Source organism: Sanguibacter sp. Z41_6, assembly GCF_059621145.1.
Genome location: NZ_JCAQIF010000001.1, coordinates 349,054 through 371,677, shown reverse-complemented (window position 1 = coordinate 371,677; position 22,624 = coordinate 349,054). Strand labels below are relative to the sequence as shown.

At 72.0% G+C, this 22,624-nt stretch carries 19 protein-coding genes; 13 read left to right on the top strand and 6 right to left on the bottom strand.

The features are described from left to right. Nucleotides 1-29 precede the first annotated feature (29 nt). Nucleotides 30-602, top strand: a complete 573-nt coding sequence (locus AC54T1_RS01725) for a hypothetical protein (RefSeq protein ID WP_496910795.1) — start codon at nt 30-32, stop codon at nt 600-602. A gap of 71 nt (nt 603-673) precedes the next feature. Here AC54T1_RS01725 and AC54T1_RS01720 read toward each other — a convergent pair whose 3' ends face one another. The 4 genes from AC54T1_RS01720 to purB all read right to left on the bottom strand — a co-directional run bounded on the left by AC54T1_RS01720 (nt 674) and on the right by purB (nt 4,863). Continuing rightward, on the bottom strand, nt 674-1,288 hold the full coding sequence (locus tag AC54T1_RS01720; RefSeq protein WP_496910794.1) for a DUF4333 domain-containing protein: 615 nt from the start codon (nt 1,286-1,288) through the stop codon (nt 674-676). After that, nucleotides 1,285-2,232, bottom strand: coding sequence for a hypothetical protein (locus tag AC54T1_RS01715; protein ID WP_484343615.1), 948 nt, complete (start codon nt 2,230-2,232; stop codon nt 1,285-1,287). The genes AC54T1_RS01720 and AC54T1_RS01715 overlap by 4 nt, the downstream gene beginning before the upstream one ends. Then, a complete protein-coding gene (locus AC54T1_RS01710) occupies nt 2,232-3,323 on the bottom strand; it encodes a trypsin-like serine peptidase (RefSeq protein WP_496910793.1) in 1,092 nt (363 codons plus the stop codon). Before AC54T1_RS01710 ends, AC54T1_RS01715 begins: the two co-directional genes overlap by 1 nt. A 73-nt stretch (nt 3,324-3,396) precedes the next feature. Further along, nucleotides 3,397-4,863 carry an adenylosuccinate lyase gene (gene purB, locus AC54T1_RS01705; RefSeq protein WP_496910792.1) on the bottom strand — a complete coding sequence of 489 codons (1,467 nt, stop codon included), beginning with the start codon at nt 4,861-4,863 and terminating at the stop codon, nt 3,397-3,399. Nucleotides 4,864-5,023: 160 nt separating this feature from the next. Between purB and AC54T1_RS01700 the strand changes: the two genes are divergently transcribed. The 9 genes from AC54T1_RS01700 (at nt 5,024) to AC54T1_RS01660 (ending at nt 15,012) form a co-directional block, all read left to right on the top strand. Next, complete coding sequence (locus tag AC54T1_RS01700; RefSeq protein ID WP_496910791.1) at nt 5,024-5,248, top strand: hypothetical protein; 225 nt, start codon at nt 5,024-5,026, stop codon at nt 5,246-5,248. Between the two features lie 25 nt (nt 5,249-5,273). Next, nucleotides 5,274-6,803: a hypothetical protein gene (locus AC54T1_RS01695; RefSeq protein ID WP_496910790.1), complete on the top strand. Its 1,530-nt coding sequence runs from the start codon at nt 5,274-5,276 to the stop codon at nt 6,801-6,803. A 57-nt stretch (nt 6,804-6,860) separates the two neighbouring features. Next, nucleotides 6,861-7,967 carry a histidinol-phosphate transaminase gene (hisC, locus tag AC54T1_RS01690; protein WP_496910789.1) on the top strand — a complete coding sequence of 369 codons (1,107 nt, stop codon included), beginning with the start codon at nt 6,861-6,863 and terminating at the stop codon, nt 7,965-7,967. Nucleotides 7,968-8,079: 112 nt separating this feature from the next. Then, a complete protein-coding gene (locus tag AC54T1_RS01685) occupies nt 8,080-8,661 on the top strand; it encodes a hypothetical protein (protein ID WP_484343607.1) in 582 nt (193 codons plus the stop codon). 207 nt (nt 8,662-8,868) lie between these two features. Beyond that, on the top strand, nt 8,869-10,029 hold the full coding sequence (gene pdhA / locus AC54T1_RS01680; protein WP_484343606.1) for a pyruvate dehydrogenase (acetyl-transferring) E1 component subunit alpha: 1,161 nt from the start codon (nt 8,869-8,871) through the stop codon (nt 10,027-10,029). Next, on the top strand, nt 10,026-11,108 hold the full coding sequence (locus AC54T1_RS01675; RefSeq protein ID WP_496910788.1) for an alpha-ketoacid dehydrogenase subunit beta: 1,083 nt from the start codon (nt 10,026-10,028) through the stop codon (nt 11,106-11,108). Before pdhA ends, AC54T1_RS01675 begins: the two co-directional genes overlap by 4 nt. Before the next feature lie 65 nt (nt 11,109-11,173). Then, nucleotides 11,174-12,730: a dihydrolipoamide acetyltransferase family protein gene (locus AC54T1_RS01670; protein ID WP_496910787.1), complete on the top strand. Its 1,557-nt coding sequence runs from the start codon at nt 11,174-11,176 to the stop codon at nt 12,728-12,730. A gap of 132 nt (nt 12,731-12,862) precedes the next feature. Beyond that, nucleotides 12,863-13,189 (top strand): hypothetical protein, encoded by a 327-nt coding sequence (locus tag AC54T1_RS01665; protein ID WP_484343603.1) that lies wholly within the window; start codon nt 12,863-12,865, stop codon nt 13,187-13,189. Beyond that, nucleotides 13,165-15,012: a WXG100 family type VII secretion target gene (locus AC54T1_RS01660; RefSeq protein WP_496910786.1), complete on the top strand. Its 1,848-nt coding sequence runs from the start codon at nt 13,165-13,167 to the stop codon at nt 15,010-15,012. Before AC54T1_RS01665 ends, AC54T1_RS01660 begins: the two co-directional genes overlap by 25 nt. Nucleotides 15,013-15,032: 20 nt before the next feature. Here AC54T1_RS01660 and AC54T1_RS01655 read toward each other — a convergent pair whose 3' ends face one another. Both AC54T1_RS01655 and AC54T1_RS01650 read right to left on the bottom strand, forming a co-directional pair. Next, on the bottom strand, nt 15,033-16,034 hold the full coding sequence (locus AC54T1_RS01655; RefSeq protein ID WP_496910785.1) for a hypothetical protein: 1,002 nt from the start codon (nt 16,032-16,034) through the stop codon (nt 15,033-15,035). Then, entirely contained in the window at nt 16,031-16,696 is a 666-nt protein-coding gene (locus AC54T1_RS01650; RefSeq protein WP_496910784.1) for a hypothetical protein, read from the bottom strand. The genes AC54T1_RS01655 and AC54T1_RS01650 overlap by 4 nt, the downstream gene beginning before the upstream one ends. 317 nt (nt 16,697-17,013) lie before the next feature. Between AC54T1_RS01650 and AC54T1_RS01645 the strand changes: the two genes are divergently transcribed. From AC54T1_RS01645 to AC54T1_RS01635, 3 genes are read left to right on the top strand one after another with little or no spacing between them, the layout of a single operon-like run. Beyond that, on the top strand, nt 17,014-18,411 hold the full coding sequence (locus AC54T1_RS01645) for an MFS transporter (RefSeq protein WP_496910783.1): 1,398 nt from the start codon (nt 17,014-17,016) through the stop codon (nt 18,409-18,411). 11 nt (nt 18,412-18,422) lie between these two features. Continuing rightward, nucleotides 18,423-20,801: a molybdopterin oxidoreductase family protein gene (locus AC54T1_RS01640; protein WP_496910782.1), complete on the top strand. Its 2,379-nt coding sequence runs from the start codon at nt 18,423-18,425 to the stop codon at nt 20,799-20,801. Beyond that, nucleotides 20,798-22,540 carry an FAD-dependent oxidoreductase gene (locus AC54T1_RS01635; RefSeq protein ID WP_496910781.1) on the top strand — a complete coding sequence of 581 codons (1,743 nt, stop codon included), beginning with the start codon at nt 20,798-20,800 and terminating at the stop codon, nt 22,538-22,540. The genes AC54T1_RS01640 and AC54T1_RS01635 overlap by 4 nt, the downstream gene beginning before the upstream one ends. The last annotated feature ends 84 nt before the right edge of the window (nt 22,541-22,624 follow it).

Below are 22,624 nucleotides of genomic sequence, written 5' to 3'. Positions count from 1 at the left end.
TGACGCGGGGGCGACTGTAGGTTCCCTCCATGGCACTCGAGGTCTGCACCGACGTCTCGCCCGCATCGTGGCTCGTCGACGCGCAGGTCCCGTGGGACCGGCTGGTCGCTCTCGGCCCGGACGGGTTCGAGGCGTACGCGCGCCTCCGATACATCCCTGATCCCGCGTATCCCGGCCAGTCCGAGAACTCCGTGACGGTGCCGGAGGACCATCCGTCGGATCTCTCCCGGGCGGAGCTCGCGCTGCACCTGCTCGCGTCGTTCACCACGACACCGGGCGAGGGGTACTTCTGCCGGTGGGACGGGTACGGGGACCTCGACCTCCCGTCAGGCTGCCCGCTCGTCACCCTCCCGCACCGCAGCTACGGCCTGTTCCGCGGCGAGGTCGCGGACATCGATGCCTGGCCGACGGTCGAGACGGCAGGCGACTGGCCGCCCGCCTTCGCGTGGCCCGCGGACCGTGCCTGGTGCTTCACGAGCGACGTGGACCCGACCTGGGCGGGGATCGCCGGCACCCAGGCCGCCATCGACGCGCTCCTCGATGCACCGGGGCTCGACGTCGTCCAGGTCAGGCCGACCGACGTCATGCCGACGTACCACTAGGCGCCCGGTCGGACGCAGCAGCGGGCGTGCGTCCGCCGTGCGCTCCGCGGCCGGCCCCGGGAGTCTCGGAGCTACTCGTCGAGCGGGCCACCGACGCGGTACTGGCCCTCGTCGTTGAGCACCTCGACCGGGACGGAGAGGTCCTCGCCCCCCGAGCTGAACGAGCACTCGAACTGAGCGCCCGTGACCGCCTCGATGCCGTCCGGGCAGGACACGTCGTCGACGCCGGAGAGGTCGAAGTCCTCGCTGAGGACGCCAGCGACGCCGTCCTCGACGGCCTCACGCTCGAGCTGGGCAGGCCCGGTGAGGGCGCCCGACGCGAGGAGCGTCACCGTCACGGAGACCGCGGCCGTGACGAGGGCGGTGACGACGATCGTCGTCGCCCTGCCCGCCCCCGACCGCCGACGAGCGCTGGACGGCCCGGAACCTCCCGGCCCCCCGTACCCGCCGGCGGCCCCGAACCCGCTGTGCTGGCCGGGCTGCGCCTGGTGAGCCTGTTGGCCCGGCTGCGCCTGGCCGGACGGATAGCCGCCTGCGTACCCCTGCTGGTGACCTGCGGGCGGTGTCCCGTGCTGCGGGCCGGACTGCGCACCCTGCGGCCCCGGTCCGCCCGGGTGCGTGGGGGGCTGAGGAACGTGTCCGGTCTGGCCGTACCCCTGCTGGCCGTAGGGCGGCGGTGTGCTCATAGCAGTTGTCCTAGCTGGTCGTAGAAGGTGTCCTCGTCCGCCTCGGGGATCGTCGTGACGTCAGCGGCCGGCGGGGGCGCGGGGAAGTCGGCCGTGCTGGCCTTCCCGGTGATCTCGAACCCGACCTGCACGACGAAGTCGTCGACGCCGTCCGTCCCGGGGACGGTGCCGTTCATCTCCATCTTCACGAGGTTGCCGCCGTCGTCCTGCCACAGGCTCACGGGGATGAAGGAGTCGAGCATCTCCTCGGTGAACTGGGAGGTCATGTCCTCGGGCATGTCGAGCAGCCCCGAGACCTCGACGACGGACCGCAGCGTCACCTCCGTCTCGGAGAACACCGAGCCGTCGTCGTCCACCTCCACCGAGCGGCGCATCTCGTCGGCCAGCTCGGACTGCATCGTCAGGCGGACGACCTCGTGGATCTCGCACACCTTCTGGAACCCGTCGATGAAGCACATGGTCCGCAGCTCGGCGGCGAGCGGGTTCTCGCCCGGCTCGCCGTAGACGGTCGGGACGGCGACCCACGGCGTGGGGGAGAGCGAGGAGAAGGCCTCCCCGAGGAGCAGGTAGTCGATCGCCTCGCCGCCCACGTGCAGGGTGTCGATGGTGTAGCCCTCGTCGGCGTCGGTCTGCTGGATGAAGATCGACGCCGGGTTGCCGGTGACGGCGACGACAGACTGCGACGCGGTGTCACGGTCGCCGAACGTGGCGTGGGTGTAGGAGACGCCTGTCGCGTCCGTCGAGGAGTCCGTGCGGAAGGGGCTGGACGCCTCGATGGAGCTCGCGAGCAACGCCATCTGCCGGTCGAACGCCTCGATGCTGCGGTCGTCGACGTACTGCCAGTCCGGGTACGCCTCGCCCGGGACGGCCTCGCCCGCGCAGGCCGTCGTGAGCGCCGCCACCGCGAGGAGCACCGTCGCGGTACGCGCGGTCCGGTTGCGCATCACAGGCCTCCTGCCTCGGTGAAGACCTGCAGGGCCCGTTCGCCCAGAGGCATCGCCCCGATCATGTAGTCGCCCCGGAACGACGTCGTCGCCACGACGTAGCCAGCGCCGCTCGTGGGGTCGTAGTTGGTGAGCCATCCGCCGCCCGACGCACCCTGCGTCATGTCGCAGGCGATGCCGTAGGAGCCGCGGACCGAGGAGTACCAGTCGTCACTCGTGCAGTACCGCTGGGAGAGGCCGTCGAAAGGGTCGGCGGAGGGGTAGCCGATGACGACGAGCTCCTCCGCGGGGACGCCGAACGCGATGCCCTGACCGCCCGTGACGTCCTGGATCTCCCGGCCCTGGTCGTCGGGCGCCATGGACAGGAACGCGAAGTCGTAGGACCAGCCGTCACCGGAGATCCGGCCGGAGTCGTCGACCGTCGCGCCGTCGGCGAACTCCTGCGGGCCGTGGGCGGACTCCGCGGCCCAGATCCCGTACGGTGCGACGGCGCCGTTGTCCGCGTCGTTCGGGACGAACATGACCTTGGTGCCCCACCCGGTGCCGCCGCTGAAGTCCCACAGGCAGTGCGCCGCGGTGGCCACGACGCTCCGGGAGACCGAGTTGACGACCGTCGCCGAGCACACGTAGTCCCCGTCGGCGAACTGGATGTAGAGCCGTCCCTGGGTCGAGGTCGCCAGGCCGGTCGCCGCGAACGGGTCGCCCAGGTCCGACTCGGGCAGCTGCGGGCCGTCCGGGTTGACGGGCCCGCTCGTCGGGTCCACGACGACGCCTGTCGCGGCGTCGGGGGAGCCGTCGACGGTACCGCCGTCGCCCGGGGTGGTGTTCTTGGGCGTCGCTTTGTCCTTGCGGTCGTCCGTCCAGTAGTCGTTGACCTCCTGCGGGGAGTCCTCGTAGTCGTGCCGCAGGGACACGGTGTCGGAGTCGATCGCGGGGGCGAGCTTCGAGGACGGCGCACCGGGGACGGCCGAGCCGGCGACGGGGGCGGCGCAGCCCACGAGGACGAGCAGGGCAGCCGCACCGGCGACGACGGCGACCGGACCGCGGCGCCGACGGCGAGCGCGACGGTGCGCGGACGGTCGAGTGAGCATGCGGAGAATATGCCATGCATCGTCCGCCCCCGCGTATGGGGACCGGTCCCCGGTCGGGGCGACCTGGGCGGGGTTACAGGTACTCGGCGACGAGCTGCTCCGCCAGGCCGACGTACGTCCCGGGGGTCATGGCTGCGAGGCGGGCGGCGACGTCGTCGGGAAGCCCGAGACCGGCGACGAAGGTGCGCAGGTCCTCACCGGTGATCCGCTGGCCGCGCGTGAGCTCCTTGAGGCGCTCGTACGGGTTCTCCATGCCCTCGACGCCCGCCACCGACGCGGCGCGCATCGCGGACTGGATGGCCTCGCCGAGGACCTCCCAGTTGCCGTCGAGGTCCGCGCCGAGCACGTCCTCGCTCACGGCGAGCGCCGTGAGGCCGCGCCGCACGTTGTCGATCGCGAGGAGGGAGTGGCCGAACGCGGGGCCGATGTTGCGCTGCGTCGTGGAGTCCGTGAGGTCGCGCTGCATGCGGCTCGTGACGAGCGTCGCGGACAGCGTGTCGAGGAGCGCGCAGGAGATCTCGAGGTTGGCCTCGGCGTTCTCGAACCGGATGGGGTTGACCTTGTGCGGCATCGTCGAGGAGCCGGTCGCGCCGGGGACGGGGATCTGCTTGAAGAACCCGAGGGAGATGTACGTCCACACGTCGGTGGCGAGGTTGTGCAGGATCCGGTTGAACCGCGCGATGTCGGCGTAGAGCTCGGACTGCCAGTCGTGGGACTCGATCTGCGTCGTCAGGGGGTTCCAGGTGAGCCCGAGGCCCTCGACGAACGCCTTGGAGAACGCGGGCCAGTCGGTGCCGGGGACCGCGACGACGTGCGCGCCGTACGTGCCGGTGGCTCCGTTCATCTTGCCGAGGTACTCGGCGTGCTCGATGCGGCGCACCTGGCGTCCGAGCCGGTGCGCGAGGACGGCGAGCTCCTTGCCGAGGGTCGTCGGCGTGGCGGGTTGGCCGTGGGTGCGGCTGAGCATCGGCACGGCCGCGTGCTCGCGGGCCATGTCCGCGATCTGCTCGACGAGGGCCCGGGCGGCGGGCAGCCACACCTGCTCGACGGCGCCCTTGACCATGAGCGCGTACGAGAGGTTGTTGACGTCCTCGCTCGTGCACGCGAAGTGCACGAGCTCGCCGACGCCGGGCAGCACGGTGTCCTCCCCGAGCAGGCCGGGGGCCGCGGCGAGGCGGCGCTTGAGGTAGTACTCGACGGCCTTGACGTCGTGCACCGTCTCCCGCTCGATCTCGGCCATCTCGCAGATGCCGGACGCCGCGAAGTCGTTGACGACCCCGCGCAGGTACGCCTTGTCGGCGTCCGTGAGGCGCGGGGCGCCGGGGACGGCGGGCCCGTCCGGGGTGCCGTCGGTGAGCGCGATGAGCCACTCGACCTCGACGTGCAGCCGCTCGCGGTTGAGAGCCGCCTCCGACAGGTGGTCGACGAGCGGGGCGACCGTCGCGCGGTAGCGGCCGTCGAGCGGGCCGAGGGCGATGGCGGGGACGACCTCGGCGAGGCTGGCGCGCGTCGAGGCGGGCGCGAGGGGGCTGTTGGGCATGTCTCGCATTCTTCCACGGCGACGAGCCGCGGAAACAGGCCGTCCACACCGAGCGGCAGCGCCCGAGGTGTCCCCATCGTCGGCCGCCCCGGGGCGTGCTCCTGGAGGGTGTCCCTACCGTCGGGGCGCATGACCGAGACCCCACCTGCGGAGGCCCGAGATGACGCTCGCGACAGAGATCAGCTCCCTGACGACCTACCTCGCCACGATCGAGGCCGACGTGGAGTCTGCGAGGACGACCCTCGCCGGGGCGTACGGCGTGGACTGGCAGTCGACGTCGGCCAGCACCTACCGCGCGCTGCTCACGACGGTCCGGGCGGACCTGCTGTCCGTCGGGACGGCGATCGACGCCGTCCGGACGTCGCTGACCCACGCGTGGACCTGACGGAACCCCGCACGGACGGACGCGCATGAGCGAGAAGCCGCCACCCGCCGACGTGCAGGGGTTCACCGTGTTCGGGGGCATCTCCGGGATCGCGGCGAACACCGCGGACATGGAGGCCGCGGCCGGCGTCGTCCGGACAGCCGCCGCGTCGCTCGACGCCGCCCTCCAGCAGTGCGCGAGCCTCACGGCGGCCCTCGTCCTGTGCCGGCTGCGGGCGGTCTTCTCCTTCGGCGACCCCGACCACGACCCGATGACGGCGCTGCACCTCGCCCACGCCCAGGACGGTGTCGAGCTGCTCGTCGCGGCACTGCGGCTGTACGCGGGCGACCTCGACGACCTCGCGACGGGGACGCTGAACGCGGCTGCCGTCTACGGGGACGCGGAGGCCCGGGCCGGTGGCGGGTTCCTCGACCTCCTGGGCGGGCTCTTCAGCATCGGGGGTGGCGTGGCCCCCGGCGCGGGTGTCGTCACCGGGGGTATCGGGTACCTGCAGTCCGACGGGACGTCGTGGACGGACAACCTTGCCGGTGGCGTGAGCGCGTACGTCGGCAGGCTCAACCCGTTCCGCAACCCGTTCTCCACCCCCGGCGTGGACGACGCGGCGGGGGTGCTGCGGGTGGGGAGCTGGCTCTACGCCGGTGTGACGCGGACCCGACGAGCTCCTCTCGACCTGCGCCCCGGGCACCTCGTCGAGCGGACCGTCATGGAACCGCCCCTCATGTCCCCGGTGCAGGTGGGGTACGCCCTGGACGACCTCGCGTCGGGTGAGCACCCGCCCGGCACGGTCGAGATCCAGAAGATCACCCAACCGGGCGGCGCAGTCACCTGGGCCGTGCTCATCCCTGGGACCAAGGACTGGGCCCCGGGCTCGAACCTCCCGTTCGACCTCGACGGCAACCTCGACCTCATGTCCCGCGGCGCGAGCGACAGCATGCAGATGGTCGAGTCCGCCATGCAGCAGGCCGGGATCCCCGTCGGCGCGCAGGTGGGTCTCTACGGGCACAGCCAGGGCGGGATCGTCGCGATGGCGCTCGCCGACGACGACGTCCTGCGCCGCCGGTACGACCTGCGGTCCGTGACGACGTACGGCTCGCCCGTCTCGCTCATGTCACCGTCCCGGCCGGTGCCGAGCCTGCACCTGGAGAACACCTCCGAAGGTGTGACGAGCCTCGATGCGAGCGGTCCACCGGACGCCGTCGACCGCGTCACCGTGAGCGCGCAGGTGGGAGGACTCAGCCTCGTCGAGGCGCACAGCCCACGCACCCACGCCCAGGTGCTCCACGAGGCGGTGCTCAGCGGCGACGAGGGGGTGCTGCGGGCCGTGGACCAGCAGAGCGCGGTCCTCCACCAGCAGCAGTCGTTCGGGTCCGTGTCCCCTTCCGCGCCTGACGTCGAGACGATGTACTTCAGCCCGGGCGCCCCGGTCCCGCCGCCACCACCGCCACCGCCCGCCGCCACGGACCCGGCCCCGAGCGGACCGGGCACGACCGAACCCGCACGCCCAGCCGATCCCGAGGGCCGCCGGGTGACCCGGCCCCCGCTTATCGCGCGGTGACGCCGCGGAGGCTGCGGAGACGCGGAGGCGCGGTGCCGGGGTGGGAGACTGTGGGGCGTGACCACGCGACGCGTCCCCCTCCGCCCCGCCATCAAGGCCCTCCCGGCGTACGTCCCCGGCGCCCGCGCTCCGGTCGGGGCGGCGGCCTTCAAGCTGTCGTCGAACGAGAACCCGTACCCGCCGCTCGCGTCGGTGCAGGCGGTGATCATCGATGCCGCGTCGTGCATCAACCGGTACCCGGACATGTTCGCCACGGACCTCACCGAGGCGATCGCCCGGGACCTCACGGCAGGGCTCTCGGACGCGGCGCTCGCCGACGACGGACCCGTCACCGCTGACCAGGTGGTCGTCGGCAACGGCTCGGTCGCCGTCCTCGCGCACGTCCTCGAGGCCGTCGTCGACGCGGGCGACGAGGTCGTCTACCCGTGGCGGTCCTTCGAGGCGTACCCCATCGTCGTGGACGTCGCCGGCGGCACCCGCGTCCCCGTGCCGCTCGCCGCCGGTGGCCGGCTCGACCTCGACGCCATGGCCGCAGCCGTCACCCCCCGGACGCGGGTCGTGCTCGTGTGCACGCCCAACAACCCGACCGGGGCTGCCGTCACACAGTCCGAGCTGGACCGCTTCCTCGAGCAGGTGCCGTCCGACGTGCTCGTCGTCGTCGACGAGGCCTACCTCGAGTTCGTCCGCATGGACGACCCCGTGGACGGGCTCGCGACCCTCGCGGCGCACCCCAACGTCGTCGTGCTGCGGACCTTCTCCAAGGCCTACGGGCTCGCGGGCCTGCGGGTGGGATACGCGGTGGCCCGCAAGCGGTTGGCCACGGGGATCCGGTCGGCCTCCACGCCCTTCGGGGTGTCCGACGTCGCGCAGCGCGCCGCCCTGGCCTCGTTGCGCGCGAAGGCGGAGCTCCTCACCCGGGTGGACGCGCTCGTCGTCGAGCGCGCGCGGATGCTCGAGGGTCTGCGAGCGCAGGGCTGGGACGTGCCTGACACCCAGGCGAACTTCGTGTGGCTCGAGCTGGGTGAGCGGACCGCGGACCGCGCGGCCGACGCCGCGGACGCAGGCGTCATGGTCCGCCCGTTCGCGGGCGAGGGCATGCGTGTGAGCATCGGCGAGCCGGAGGCGACGGACCTCTTCCTCCAGGTGGCTGCCACCTGGCGATAGATCGCCCGTCGTGGGGTGCCGGCTGCCGCCTGGCGATAGATTGATCCCGGCGGGTCCCGGTCGGGCGACGCCGACGGTCCAGACCCCCGCCCATCCCCACGGAGACGACCTCATGTCGAACGACCAGTTCCCAGCGATCATCGCCGTGCTCTTCGGCGCTCTCTACATCGGCCTCGTTGTCGCGATGGTCTGGGTGTACAGCCGGATCGTCGCCAAGGCCGGGTACCCGTGGCCGTACATCTTCCTCATGCTCGTCCCCGTCGCGAACATCGTGTTCCTGTGCCTCTTCGCGTTCAAGGAGTGGCCGGTCGAGCGTGAGCTCGCGCTCACGCGCGAGGCGCTGCTCGAGGCGACGGGCAGCCCGTACCCCCCGGCGAGCCAGCTCGGGGGGAACACCTACGGAGGTAGCGGGTACACCCGCCCGTACATGGGAGTGACCGGCCCGGGCGGGACGAACCCGTACGGCGGCACCGGCTCCTTCCCGGCCGGGTACGACGCTGGCTCGGCCGGCAGCTACGACGGCGGCTACCAGGGTCCCTACGGTCCCGCTCCGACCGGCAGCGGCTACGGCGGCGAGTCCGGTACCTCGTACCCGCCGGTCGCCCCGTACCTCGGCAAGGACGGCGACGGCGGGCAGAACGGTCCGGGCTCACCGACCACGGGACCGCGCAACCCGTACGGCCCTCGGTCCTGACGTCCCGGCGGTGCACAGCGGCGCCCTGTCGTCGCCTTGTGGGTTTCTCGCACAATCCCCGGGCTCGGTTGTCGGGGCCGTGCTGGCCGACGGGCGGCTCCGTACCCTACGCTGGCGTAACCTACGGCATCGTAGGTTGGCGCGGCCGAGTGGTCGGCGCCGTCCGTCACCAGGACGCCGACCGCGTCCGGACCGGCAGGAGAGAGCATGACCGACCTCATGCAGACCCGGAGCGACCAACCGACCCTCGAGGACGAGCCGCTCCAGCTCGTCGCTCCCGACGGCACCCGGGTGACCTCCGACGCGAACGCGTCCTACCGTGACCGTGTCGCCCACCTCGACGCCGACGCCCTGCGCGGCCTGTACCGGGACATGGTCCTCACGCGGGCGTTCGACACGGAGGCGACGTCGCTCCAGCGGCAGGGTGAGCTCGGCCTCTACCCGCCGCTGCTCGGGCAGGAAGCCGCGCAGATCGGCTCCGGCCGGGTGCTGGCGCCGCAGGACATGGTCTTCCCGTCCTACCGCGAGCACGGCGTCGCGCTCACCCGGGGTGTCGAGATGGCGCACCTGCTTCGCCTGTTCCGCGGCATCGACCACGGCGGCTGGGACTCCGAGGCGCACAACTTCCACCTCTACACCCTCGTCATCGGCTCCCACACGCTGCACGCCACCGGGTACGCGATGGGCATCCAGCGTGACGGTCTCGTGGGCACCGGCGACCCGACGAAGGACGCGGCCGTCGTCGCGTACTTCGGCGACGGAGCGACGTCGCAGGGTGACGTGAGCGAGGCCCTCGGCTTCGCCGCGGTGAACAACGCACCCGTCGTGCTGTTCTGCCAGAACAACCAGTGGGCCATCTCGGTCCCCACCTCCAAGCAGTCCCGGGTGCCCCTCTACCGGCGCGGCGACGGGTTCGGTGTGCCGAGCATCCGCGTCGACGGCAACGACGTCCTCGCCTGCTACGCCGCGACCGCCGAGGCGCTCGAGCGCGCGCGGTCCGGCGGTGGGCCCACCTTCATCGAGGCCGTGACCTACCGCATGGGTGCCCACACGACGTCCGACGACCCCACCCGGTACCGCACCTCCGCCGAGGAGGACTACTGGCGCGAGCGCGACCCGATCACCCGCATGCGGACGCTGCTGGAGTCCGAGGGGCTGTGGGACGACGAGGCCGCTGCTCAGCTCGACGCCGATGCCGCCGCGCTCGGCGAGCAGGTCCGGACGTACGTCAAGGCGCTCGGTCGGCCGGAGTCCGCCTCGATGTTCGAGCACGTCTACGCCAGCGACCATGCCCTCGTCACCGAGGAGAAGGCGTGGTTCGCGGAGTACGAGGCGTCGTTCACCGACGCGCAGGGAGGCCACCGGTGACCGCGACGACAGAGTCTGCGCCGAGCGCGAGCGGCGTGCAGGGGGCCGCCCGGCCGCTGCCGTTCGCGAAGGCCATCAACGAGGGCCTCCGGGCCGCGCTCGCCGGCGACCCCAAGGTCCTGCTCATGGGCGAGGACATCGGCCCGCTCGGCGGCGTGTTCCGGGTGACCGACGGCCTCCAGCGAGAGTTCGGGGAGGACCGCGTCGTCGACACCCCGCTCGCGGAGTCGGGGATCGTCGGGACGGCCATCGGCCTGGCGCTGCGCGGGTACCGCCCGGTGTGCGAGATCCAGTTCGACGGGTTCATCTTCCCGGCGTTCGACCAGATCACGACGCAGCTGGCGAAGATGCACTACCGGTCCCAGGGGCGGCTCACGCTGCCCGTCGTCATCCGCGTGCCGTACGGCGGTGGCATCGGGGCGATCGAGCACCACAGCGAGAGCCCCGAGGTGCTGTTCGCGCACACCCCCGGGCTGCGGGTCGTCACGCCAGGCTCGGCGCAGGACGCGTTCGTCATGATCCAGGAGGCCATCGCGTCCCCGGACCCGGTGCTGTTCTTCGAGCCCAAGGGACGCTACTGGGAGAAGGGCGCCGTCGACCTCTCCGCCGGGCCCTACGCCGCTGCGGGTGGGTCGTCCGACCCGGGAGCGCCGGAGGGTACCCAGGCCCTGACGACGCTCAACCGCGCCGTCGTCGCGCGCCAGGGCACCGACCTCACCCTCGTCGCGTACGGCCCGACGGTCGGCACGGCACTCAAGGTCGCGGAGGCAGCAGCGACGGAGGGCACGAGCATCGAGGTCGTGGACCTGCGGTCGATCTCCCCGCTCGACACCGAGACGCTCGTCGCCTCCGTGCGCAAGACCCACCGCTGCGTCGTCATGCACGAGGCACCCACGTTCCTCGGGGCCGGGGCGGAGGTCGCGGCACGCGTCACGGAGCACTGCTTCTACGACCTCGAGGCGCCGGTGCTCCGGGTCGGCGGGTTCCACATGCCCTACCCGGTGTCGAAGGTGGAGCACGACTACCTGCCCGGCCTGGACCGCGTGCTCGACGCCGTCGACCGTGCCCTAGCGTTCTGAGCATCCGGGACGCCCCCACGGGTGTGCCCACAGCCTGACCTGACCCGCGTTGCCGAAGGAGTGTCATGCCGACGTTCGAGCAGTTCACGATGCCGGATGCCGGCGAGGGCCTCACCGAGGCCGAGATCGTCACGTGGCACGTCGCGGTCGGCGACCGGGTCATCGTCAACCAGACGATCGTCGAGATCGAGACGGCGAAGTCGCTCGTCGAGCTGCCGTCGCCGCACACCGGCGTCGTCTCCGAGATCCTCACCCCGGTCGGCATGGTCGTCGAGGTCGGGGCGCCGATCATCGTCATCGACACGGACCCCGACGGCGCCGCGGCACCCGAGCAGCCGGGCGCGTCGAGCAGCGGGGGCACCGGCTCGGAGGAGTCGGCTCCCGCTCACGCAGCCGCGGCGGACGCGAGCGGCGGGGGAGCGGTCCTCGTCGGGTACGGCGTCTCCTCGCCCGGAAGCCAGCGGCGACCGCGCCACGCGAAGCCCGACACCGCGACAGGCGCTCAGCAGGCCGCACCGGCCTACGCGGCGGCGGCCGACGCAGCACCCGCCGGCGCGGTGCCCGCCGCACCTCTCCAGCCTGTCGCCGAGACCCACCCGGTCGCGCCCGCTGGTCCGGCACGGTTGGCACCCGGGCCGGTCGAGCCGTCGGTCGCGAAGGCCCCGGCCCCGACGCAGGTGCAGTCCGTGACGCAGGTGGCGCCGCGTCCCGGCACGCTCGCGGTGCGCGCCAAACCGCCGGTCCGCAAGCTCGCCCGGGACATGGGCATCGACCTGTCCAGCGTCCACGCGACGGGTCCCGGCGGGATCGTCACCCGCGAGGACGTCCTCGCCTACAGCGCGCAGGCGCAGCCGAAGGTGCTCGCCACGTACGTGGACGACGACGCCCCGTGGCTCGCGTCCGGCCAGGTCTCGTCCGACGGGCGCCAGACGCGGGTGCCGGTGCGCAGCGTCCGCAAGCGCACGGCCGAGGCGATGGTCTCGAGCGCGTTCACCGCGCCGCACGTCACCGTCTTCCAGACCGTCGACGTGACGAAGACGATGCGCCTCGTCGAGCGGCTGCGCCAGGACCGGGAGTTCACGGACGTGCGCGTCACGCCGCTGCTCATCACGGCGAAGGCGCTGCTCCTCGCGGTGAACCGGCACCCGGAGGTCAACGCGAGCTGGGACGAGGACGCTCAGGAGATCGTCTACAAGCACTACGTCAACCTCGGTATCGCCGCGTCGACCCCGCGCGGGCTCGTCGTGCCCAACATCAAGGACGCGCACCGCCTGGGGCTCAAGGCGCTCGCGCACGCGATCGCCGAGCTCACCGCGACGGCGCGGGCAGGCAGGACGACCGTCGGGAACATGAGCGACGGCACCATCACCATCACCAACGTCGGTGTCTTCGGCATCGACACGGGGACCCCGATCCTCAACCCCGGCGAGGCCGCGATCCTCGCGTTCGGCGCCATCCGGGAGCAGCCGTGGGTGCACAAGGGCAAGATCAAGAAGCGGTACATCACGCAGCTCGCCCTGAGCGTCGACCACCGCCTCGTCGACGGCGCTCTCGGCGCCCGGTTCCTGTCGGACGTCGCCGCGGTGCTCGAGGAGCCGGCGCAGGGACTCGTCTGGGGGTGAGCGCCCAGCGCGCGACGCCGGTCCGCCATGGGGAGAGGTACCCGTCCCCATGGCGGAGGGTGTGTGGTGATTTGCACGAGTCCTAGACTCCCGGCATACCCATCGGTGTGATCGCGAGACAGGTTCAGAGCAATGACTGACAGCGGCATCGGCCTCGTGTACGACGAGGTCTCCAACACCGCCGTGCGGCTCACGTCGCACGCGACGGACCTGGCGGCGGCGGTCCACATCATCGACCCCGGCGTCGGCGACTACGGGGACGCCGCCGCCACGACCGCTGCGAGGACGTTCAAGGTGGAGGTCGCGGCACGGGTCGCCGCGCTGGCCACGGACTTCACCGACCTCGCGACCAACGTGACACGGAACCTCCAGTCGCACAGCGACCAGGACCACGTGACCGCGAGCGCCTTCTCGACGGCAGGAGGGCGGCCCTCATGGCCTCGCTCTTCTCCGGAATGATCAACCCCTGGGACGGAGCGCGGCTCTGGAACGCGCTCGACGTCGCTGTCGAGGACTGCGGCTCCTCGGAGCTCCTCATCACGGCCGACCTGGGACAGATCGGGACCGTCGCTGCGAACTTCACGTCCTTGAAGGACACCCTGTCCACCATCGCGACCGACAGTCGCACGACGGTCAACGACACCGTGCACTCCTGGTCGGGAACCGATGCGGACGCCTTCAGGACCGTGGGCCGGACTGCCGCCGCGACCGTGCACAGCCTCGTCGCGCCACTCGACACGATGGTCGGCGGGTACACGACGTTCGTCCAGTCGATCACGTACATCCGGGACCTCGTCGACTCGGTGCTCGACGCGGGTGATGCTGCCGCGCACGTGCGGAGCGGGGGCCAGATGCACTCGCCGTCGTCGCCGATCCAGTACAGCAGTGTCGGTCGCGGGGGCTGGGCCGTGGGAGAGAACAACGAGGCGACGTTCCAGGGGATCATGGCCTACCGGCCGATGCCCTCGTGCTCGACGTGCCGGGGAATCGACTGGAACGTCAAGGCCAACCGGGACGACCCACCGGCTGTGCCCCCGTGGAACTCGTCCGGGGGAGCCGGAGCGATGTACCGGCAGAGCGCGGACTCGCCCTGGTCTCCGCCGACACTGTCCGAGCCGGTGCCGGTCGACTGCGGCTGCCCCGCGCTCGCGAGGGAGGTCGCCGCGACCCGCGACGCGGACGTGGAAGCGATCAACGTGGCCAGGGGTGACCTCAAACGTCACATCGCCGACGCCGTCACCGCTCGCACAGCCTTCCAGACCACCGCCGAGCAGGCGTACGCAGCGCTCGACGTCGCGGTGGACGGCACCTGGGGTGCGCTCGACGACGAGACGCTGCCCGGACCTGGGGGGCCGCCCCCTGGCGGCATCGGTGGTGGGGGTCCAGGGGGCCCGGTCGGTGGCGGCGGGGGCCGGGGTGGTCCCGCCGATGGTGGCGGGGGAGGCGGCGCTCCCGGTGGTGGATCCGTCCCGCCCCCGCGCCCCGAGATGCGGTTCGAGGAGCTCGAGGTGCCTGAGCTCCAGGCCGAGGTGCCCACGCTCGAGACGTCCGTCTCGGAGACCGTGGCGCTCGCGGAGCCGACGGACAGCGCATCCGTCGACAGCAGCGAACAGACGCCCGCACCGGACGCGCGGTGGGTGACCGAGCAGCTGGACGTCCGTGACGTCTCGGACGGGACGTGGACCGTCACGGACGATGCACGGTGGACCGAGTACATGCTCAGCGACCCCGGGTTCCAGGACCGGGTCACGACAGGGTCGACCGATGCCTGCCGTGATGCGGTCGGTGCCTACCTCCGGACCGGTGCGAGCGTCGGGGAGTTCGCCTCAGCGACCGAGGGGGCGCCCGGGAGCGGGGCCACCACAGACGCCACGCCGGACGGCGGCGTGCAGAGCGCCGGGCCCGCTGACGCGCCCGCGGCGAGGCCGTCGTTGGGAGACCGGCTCGGTGCGCTCCCCACGCACGACGCCGTCGCCGGACCGGCCGACTCCGCCCACCTCGAGCACGACACAGGCGATCTCACCCATGCTGGCTCGACGAGCGTCGTCCCGATCGGGGACGGGCGCTTCGCGGTGACGCTCGAGGTCGAGCACACGTACACGGACCGCATCGAGCCGGGAGAGACGTTCGAGCCCGGGTCGTGGCAGGACGGCGCCAGCGAGCTCCTCACCCGCGACATCGAGGAGCCGTACGACCTCGAGGTCTCATGGACGGAGCAGCAGACAGTCATCCTCGACGCCCAGGGCCACGTCTACACGCTGGAGCCGACGGCGGTGAGGTGATGGCGGTGAGGTGATGGCGGTCAGGTGATGGTGGTCTGGATCTCCGCGACCGGGATCCCGACCACGGACGTCATGGTCTGTGGCTCCAGCGCGCCGCGGTCGACCCCGTTGCCGGACCACCGCGTGGCCCATCCTGTGCTCACCGTGAGCGGTGTCCTCAGATCAGGTTGGTTCGCGCTCGACCGGGTGAAGACGATCGAGCACTCGCCCTGCGCGGCAGGGGTCCACTCCACGCCAGACCCCTGGCACACCGCGGTGTCAGCGCTCGGAGCGCTCAGCGTCATGGTCTGCTGGGTGGCATAGACGGTCGCCGAGTTCGCGCCGGCCGTCGCTGTGACCTCGAGCTCTTGTGCGGGATCGACCAACCACACCCACGTGTCCATGTTGACGATCGTCGCGGCATTGCCCCTCAGCTGCGGATTCCACTCAACCTCGGGATCGGGGAGCGCGACCTGCCTGAAGGCGATCTCCATGAGTGTCTCGACCGGGACCTCGGGGACGGGCGGCGCCACACCGGCGGGGACGAAGAGCCAGTCGTTGCTGGCCAGGTACGCGTTGCGCACGGCATCGAACTCATCCCACTCCCCCGAGAAGTTCCTCCCGGAGCACTTCGCGTAGTACCAGACGCCCTCGGCGTCGGTCGCGAACTCCGCGATCCGCTCCGGCGCGAGATCTGGACCGTACACGGCACCGTCCGGCAGGTACGTCATTCCGGGATGGTTCGCGGTGGCCGTGGCGAACTCGTCCATCTTCACGCCTGTCCAGGGACTCTTCTGGAACCAGCACGTCGGTTGCACGGTCACAGCCTGGGTCTCGACGGTGAAGCTTCCCGAGCCCGCGCGCGTGCCCGTGCCACTCACCGTGACCGAGACCGAACCCTCAGCCGCCTGGCCGTCGGAGCATCCGTTCCAGGGACATGACCCTGCGGGTTCAGCAGCGACCGCAGGAGCTGACGTCAGTGACAGTGCCGCGCCCATCGTCAGCATGAGGAGACCTACCAGCGAGGGGTGACGGCTGCTCATGCTGCGTCCTCGACGGAGCAGGCTTCCTCGTCGATCCAGTACTCCTGCACGAACCATGTCCCTTCGAGCTCCGCGAGCTCGGCGTTCCTGCGGAACGTCGGGGCTGCTTCCCCGTCGAACGCCCGAACCGTCCCATCGGAATAGATCGCAGTGACGTCGACGTCGCTGCCGCATGCGCTGATCAACGCGTAATCCTCCTGGATGATGTCGACCCGCACCGAAGAGCGCGCCGTGCCACCGAACGTGAAGCCCTGCGTCGTCTGAAAGGCCACCCGTTCGGACACGACATCCAGAGCGTTGGCTGTCGCGAGCCCCGGGAGGGCATCCGAGACGACGTTGGCCTTGAGGGACTCCCAGTACGCGACCTCGAAGGCCAGGTACGCGTTCACGGCCGCTGCCTCCGGGCCTGTTGCGTCGGGCAGGTTCGTGAAGACGATCCCCGCTGCCGGATCGCTGAGGTCGACGACGCCGTCGACCGGCGGTGGAGTCGTCGGTTCGACGGGAGCCTCCGTCGTCGGCTCCTGCGTGGGCGACTGTGCGGTTCCGCCCGACTGCACTGTCGTCGGCTCGTCGTCCGCGTCGTCGCCTGAACAGCCCGCGATCAGCACACCCCACACCAGGGTGGCGGACGCGATCTTCACTGCGGTGCGGACCTGCGTCACGGGACTTCCTCTCGGGCTGCGGCGCACTACCCTCGCATGAGCACCCGGACCGCGCTATGGGGACATCTGCCCACAATCGTGTCCGCGCTCGCACCGTCGTGCCCCGGCGCCCGGCTGGCCCGATGTCGGGCACGAACCGCGCGACATCCTTGATGTTCTGCCTCCTGGCACGACCGTCCCGTTCTCACAACGCCTGCCTCCGGTGTGTGCCGAGAAGGTTACGGTCGATTAACTCCCCGACGCATCGGGGCGAAACACGCACTTCATAGCCTGCTGGGAGCGCTCGACGACTCGGGCCGCGCTCACAGGAGGCCGCTATGACTGTTCCCACCTCGACCACGCCGGGCTCGGCGTCGGACACCCGGAGCGCCACGGACGTATCGTCCGAGCCGCAGCACACGACGTCGGTCGCGCACGTGCGCAAGGGGCGGTGGATCGACAACTGGGACCCGGAAGACACGACGTTCTGGAACGACGGCGGCAAGAAGATCGCCACCCGGAACCTCTGGATCTCGGTGTTCGCGGAGTTCCTCGGGTTCGCGGTGTGGGCGACGTGGAGCATCGTCGTCCCGCAGCTCGCGGCCGCCGGCTTCGCCCTCACGCTCGACCAGCAGTTCTGGCTCATCGCTGTACCGAGCCTCGTCGGTGCGACGCTGCGCATCCCGTACACGTTCGCCGTCCCGCTCTTCGGTGGCCGCAACTGGACGATCATCTCGGCGCTGCTCCTGCTGCTCCCCACGCTCTCGCTGGCGTGGGCGGTGCAGCGGCCGGAGACGTCGTTCGGGGTGCTGCTCGTCATCGCGATGCTCGCCGGCGTCGGTGGTGGCAACTTCGCGTCGTCCATGGCCAACATCTCCTTCTTCTACCCGGAGAAGGAGAAGGGCAAGGCGCTCGGCCTCAACGCTGCCGGCGGCAACCTCGGCACGGCCGCGGTCCAGTTCGCCGTGCCGCTCGTCATCGTCGCCGGAGCAGGGATCGCGCTCGAGCGCGCCGGGCTCATGATGGTGCCGTTCATCCTCCTCGCCGCGTTCCTCGCGTGGAAGTACATGAACAACCTCACGTCGGCCCGCGCCGACTACAAGTCGTTCGCGGCTGCGACCCGCAACCGCCACACGTGGATCATCTCGTTCCTCTACATCGGCACGTTCGGCTCCTTCATCGGGTACGCCGGTGCGTTCCCGACGCTGCTCAAGGGCCAGTTCCCCGAGGTGACGCTGTCCATCGCGTTCCTCGGCGCGCTCGTCGGGTCCCTCGCCCGGCCGTACGGCGGGATCCTCGCCGACAAGATCGGTGGGGCCCGCGTGACGATCGCGGCGTTCGTCGTCATGGCCGTCGGTGCGTTCGGCGCGATCCAGGCCCTGGACAGCCACAGCTTCGGGCTGTTCCTCGCCTCGTTCCTCGTGCTGTTCGTCGCGACGGGTATCGGGAACGGGTCGACGTACCGGATGATCCCGGCCGTGTTCCAGGTCGGTGTCACGGACGCGGACGCGCGGGCGAAGGCGCGCAAGGCCGCAGCCGGGTGCATCGGCATCGCGGGTGCGATCGGCGCGTTCGGCGGGTTCCTCATCCCGCGCGGGTTCGCGGTCTCCAACGACCTCGCCGGAAGCCTCGTGCCGGCGCTGTGGGCGTTCATCGGCGTCTACCTCGTCATGAGCCTCACCGTCTGGGCCGTGTACCAGCGGCGCGGTTCCGCGATGTCGGCGCAGAGCATCTGATCGGATCGTCCATGACCCAGCAGTCCCGCCTGGCGGCACCGCCGGCTGAGCCCACCTCCACGCACTGCCCGTACTGCGCCCTGCAGTGCGCCATGAGCCTGGAGCGGCCCGCCGGCGGTGCCGGCACGCTCCCGGGCGCGACGCCCGCGGGCGCGGCGACGCCGGAGACGTCGCCGGGTACGCCTCTGCCGGGCACGACGGCGACCCTGGCCCCGCTGCCGGTCGTCGTGCAGGGGCGGGACTTCCCGACCAACCGGGGCGGGCTGTGCCAGAAGGGCTGGACGAGCGCGAGCGTGCTGGGCACCCCGGACCGGATCACGACCCCGCTGGTCCGGGGCGCCGACGGCGAGCTGCACGCCGCGACGTGGGACGAGGCGATCGACCTCGTCGCCGCCCGCGCGCAGCAGATCGCCGCGGAGCACGGCCGGGACTCGGTCGCGGTGTTCGGCGGCGGGGGGCTGACCAACGAGAAGGCGTACGCGCTCGGCAAGTTCGCCCGCACCGTCCTGCGGACCGCGAACATCGACTACAACGGCCGGTTCTGCATGGCGAGCGCGGCCGCGGGCGCCAACCGGGCGTTCGGCGTCGACCGGGGGCTGCCGTTCCCGCTCGCCGACCTCGGTGGCGCGCAGGCTGTGCTGCTCCTGGGCAGCAACCTCGCCGAGACGATGCCGCCGTCGGTGCAGCACCTCGCCGGGGCCCGGGAACGGGGCGGGCTCGTCGTCGTCGACCCGCGGCGCAGCGCGACGGCCGTGCTCACCGAGGACGGCGCCGGCATCCACCTGCAGGCCGTGCCCGGGACGGACCTCGTCGTGCTCCTCGCCCTGCTGCACGTCGTGTGGGCCGAGGGCCTCGCCGACGCCGCGTACGTCGCGGCGCGGACCACCGGGGCGGATGCTGTGCGCCGGTCCGCCGCGGCCTGGTGGCCGGAGCGCGCGGAGCAGGTGTGCGGGGTGGCCGCGGACGAGCTGCGCCGGACCGCCCGGCTGCTCGCCGCTGCCAGCCCCCTGCACGGGGGGTCCGGCGCCTACATCCTCACGGGCCGTGGGGTCGAGCAGTCGACGCAGGGCACCGCGACCGTCACGGCAGCCATCAACCTCGCGCTCGCGCTCGGGCTCCCCGGGCGGGTGGGCAGCGGATATGGGGCCGTCACCGGTCAGGGCAACGGACAGGGTGGGCGCGAGCACGGGCAGAAGGCCGACCAGCTCCCCGGCTACCGCAAGATCGACGACCCGGCGGCGCGCGAGCACGTCGCCCGCGTGTGGGGCGTGGACCCGGCGACGATCCCCGGTCCGGGGCTGCCCGCCGTCGAGCTGCTGCGGCGGTTGTCCGCGCCGGCGGAGGACGGGAAGCCCGCGGGCCCGAAGATGCTGTTCGTCCACGGGTCCAACCTCGTCGTCAGCGCGCCCAACTCCCGGAAGGTCGTCGCGAACCTCGAGGCCCTCGACTTCCTCGTCGTCTGCGACTTCGTCCCGTCCGAGACCGCGCGGCTGGCCGACGTCGTGCTGCCAGTGACCCAGTGGGCGGAGGAGGAGGGCACGATGACGTCGCTCGAGGGCCGGGTGATCCGTCGACGCCGCGCCCTGCCCGCGCCCGGCGACGTGCGGTCCGAGCTCGACATCCTCGCCGACCTCGCGGTCCGGATGGGGTCACCCGTCCATTTCGGCACCGACCCTGCCGAGGTGTTCGACGAGCTCGCCCGCGCCAGTGCTGGCGGACCGGCCGACTACTCGGGCCTCAGCCACGCCCGGCTCGACGCCGAGCCCGACCTCTTCTGGCCGTGCCCCGCAGAGGCTCCGGCCTCCGCGATGCCTCCCGCCTCCGCGACGGTTGCGATCCATGCTGCGCGGACGGACGTCGGCTCGACCCCCGCACTGCACCCGGGCACCCCGCGCCTGTTCCTCGAGCGCTTCCCGACGCCGGACGGTCGCGCCCGGATGGTCGCCGTCGACCACGTCGGGCCGAGCGACGACGTGCGACCCGGCGCCCCGATCTATCTCGTCACCGGGCGCGTGCTGCAGCACTACCAGTCGGGCGCACAGACCCACCGGGTGGCCGAGCTGCACCGCGCGGTGCCCGACGCGTTCGTCGAGATCCACCCCGTTCTCGCCCAGCGCCTCGGCATCGACGACGGCACGTCCGTGCGTCTCGCGTCGTCCCGCGGGGTCATCACCGCGGCGGCCCGCCTCACGACGACGATCCGCCCCGACACTGTGTTCATGCCCTTCCACTGGAGCGGCACGGGCAGCGTCAACCGGATCACCACCGACGCGACCGACCCGATCTCCGGCATGCCCGAGTTCAAGGTGTGCGCCGTGGACGTCAGCGCCGCCGGCACGCCTGTCCTGGCCGACGGACCTCTCCCCGACCTCGAGAAGGTGCCCTCATGACCGTTCCGACCCCCGCGCCCGGCGTCGCCGAGACCGGCACCGTGCCCGGCACGGCCGCCGCGCCGGGCCGACCGCTCAGCCGCGTGGTCGTCATCGGCAACGGGATGGTCGGGTCCCGGTTCGTCGAGGACCTGCTCGCGAAGGACGGCGTGGGGGAGGAGGCACGGTTCCGGGTCACCGTGCTCGGCGCCGAAGAGTACGAGCCGTACAACAGGGTGCTGCTCAGCGAGGTGGTCGCGGGCAAGATCGACGTCGCGTCCCTCGCGCTGCCCGCCCTCACGCACGAGCGCGCGACGGTCCACCGCGGTGCGGAGGCGGTGCACATCGACCGCGCCGGACGCTGCGTCCTGGCTGCCGACGGGTCCGTCCACCCCTACGACGCGCTCGTCCTCGCGACCGGTTCGGCGGCGCGGATCCCCGCGATCGCCGGGCTCGACCCGCTCGGTGCTCTCCCCGCCGGGGTGCACGCCCTGCGCACGCTCGACGACGCGCGGGAGATCGTCGCGGCGACCGTCAACGCGCGCAGCGCGGTCGTCATCGGCGCGGGCGTGCTCGGCCTCGAGGCCGCGTGCGGGCTCGCGCGCCGGGGCCTGGACGTCACGGTCATCCACGGGGGAGTGAGCCTCATGGACCGCCAGCTCGACGCCGCTGCCGGTGAGGTCGCCGCGCAGACCCTCGCGGCGCTGGGCGTCGCCCACCGGACGGGTGCGCGCACCGAGGAGGTGCACGTGATCGACGGTCGGGTCGTCGGCATCCGGGTCGTCACGACCACCGCCGACGGCGCAGCGTGCGAGGAGACCATCGACGCCGGCCTCGTGGTGCTCGCGTGCGGCACCGTCCCGGAGTCGGGCATCGCGTCGGCCGCCGGTCTCCCGGTGGACCGGGGCGTCGTCGTCACGGGCGAGCTCGTCAGCCCGGCCGACCCCCGGATCTTCGCCGTCGGCGACTGCGCGCAGCCACCCGAAGGCGCGACGGGCCTCATCGCCCAGGGCTGGGACCAGTCCAGGCGGCTCGCCGACCACCTCACCGTGCGGGTCGTCGACGAGAGCCGGTCCGGGCGGGTCCGCCTCGGCGGCGCGCGCCGTGACCGTCCGAGCATGGCGCTGCGGCTGAGCATGAACGTCGTGACGCGGCCTGCCCCGGCCGCGGACACCGTGCCCGACGACGCGGCCCGAGGTACCGACGTCGTGCGCCTCAAGGCTGCTGGGCTCGACGTCGTGACGATGGGCGTGTGCGGTGCGCGCCGTACCCACGACCCCCGGCACCGCACGGTCCGGCTCTCCGACCCCGCAGCAGGTCGACACGTCGAGGTCGTCGTCGCGGACGGGTTCGTCGTCGGTGCGACGTGCGTCGGTGCGCCACAGATCGGCGCCGACCTCACGGCCGCCTACACGCGCCGCACCCCGGTTCCCTCCGACCCGGCATACCTGCTGCTGCAGCCCGTCGCGTCCGCGGCGGCCACGGCCACCAACCCGACGAACATGCCCGACCGCACCACGGTCTGCCGCTGCAACGGCGTGAGCAAGGGCGACATCGTCGACTGCTGGCAGCACGGCGCCCGCTCCGTCGAGGACATCGCGACGGCCACCCGGGCGACCACCGGCTGCGGCGGCTGCACCGACCTCGTCTGCGGGATCGCGGACTGGCTCGCGGCGTCGACGCCAGCCAGCGTCACGGCGGACCCCGTCGCGACGGACCCGGCAGCGGTCGTCGCGGCGTCACAGCTCCTGCCCTCCTGAGCCTCGTGGCCGCACACCTCACACCCACCCCCCGTGACGAGTGAGAGAACCGTTACGGCAGGGAAACTCCCGGCGTGACCGGGA

What these genes read in the sequence shown, in the direction of transcription:
- AC54T1_RS01710 (WP_496910793.1), bottom strand. Translation starts at nt 3,323, where the DNA reads ATGCTCACTCGACCGTCCGCGCACCGTCGCGCTCGCCGTCGGCGCCGC.
- AC54T1_RS01715 (WP_484343615.1), bottom strand. Translation starts at nt 2,232, where the DNA reads ATGCGCAACCGGACCGCGCGTACCGCGACGGTGCTCCTCGCGGTGGCG.
- AC54T1_RS01645 (WP_496910783.1), top strand. Translation starts at nt 17,014, where the DNA reads ATGACTGTTCCCACCTCGACCACGCCGGGCTCGGCGTCGGACACCCGG.
- AC54T1_RS01655 (WP_496910785.1), bottom strand. Translation starts at nt 16,034, where the DNA reads ATGAGCAGCCGTCACCCCTCGCTGGTAGGTCTCCTCATGCTGACGATG.
- pdhA (WP_484343606.1), top strand. Translation starts at nt 8,869, where the DNA reads ATGACCGACCTCATGCAGACCCGGAGCGACCAACCGACCCTCGAGGAC.
- AC54T1_RS01695 (WP_496910790.1), top strand. Translation starts at nt 5,274, where the DNA reads ATGAGCGAGAAGCCGCCACCCGCCGACGTGCAGGGGTTCACCGTGTTC.
- AC54T1_RS01720 (WP_496910794.1), bottom strand. Translation starts at nt 1,288, where the DNA reads ATGAGCACACCGCCGCCCTACGGCCAGCAGGGGTACGGCCAGACCGGA.
- AC54T1_RS01700 (WP_496910791.1), top strand. Translation starts at nt 5,024, where the DNA reads ATGACGCTCGCGACAGAGATCAGCTCCCTGACGACCTACCTCGCCACG.
- AC54T1_RS01660 (WP_496910786.1), top strand. Translation starts at nt 13,165, where the DNA reads ATGGCCTCGCTCTTCTCCGGAATGATCAACCCCTGGGACGGAGCGCGG.
- AC54T1_RS01670 (WP_496910787.1), top strand. Translation starts at nt 11,174, where the DNA reads ATGCCGACGTTCGAGCAGTTCACGATGCCGGATGCCGGCGAGGGCCTC.
- AC54T1_RS01635 (WP_496910781.1), top strand. Translation starts at nt 20,798, where the DNA reads ATGACCGTTCCGACCCCCGCGCCCGGCGTCGCCGAGACCGGCACCGTG.
- AC54T1_RS01725 (WP_496910795.1), top strand. Translation starts at nt 30, where the DNA reads ATGGCACTCGAGGTCTGCACCGACGTCTCGCCCGCATCGTGGCTCGTC.
- AC54T1_RS01685 (WP_484343607.1), top strand. Translation starts at nt 8,080, where the DNA reads ATGTCGAACGACCAGTTCCCAGCGATCATCGCCGTGCTCTTCGGCGCT.
- AC54T1_RS01640 (WP_496910782.1), top strand. Translation starts at nt 18,423, where the DNA reads ATGACCCAGCAGTCCCGCCTGGCGGCACCGCCGGCTGAGCCCACCTCC.
- AC54T1_RS01665 (WP_484343603.1), top strand. Translation starts at nt 12,863, where the DNA reads ATGACTGACAGCGGCATCGGCCTCGTGTACGACGAGGTCTCCAACACC.
- purB (WP_496910792.1), bottom strand. Translation starts at nt 4,863, where the DNA reads ATGCCCAACAGCCCCCTCGCGCCCGCCTCGACGCGCGCCAGCCTCGCC.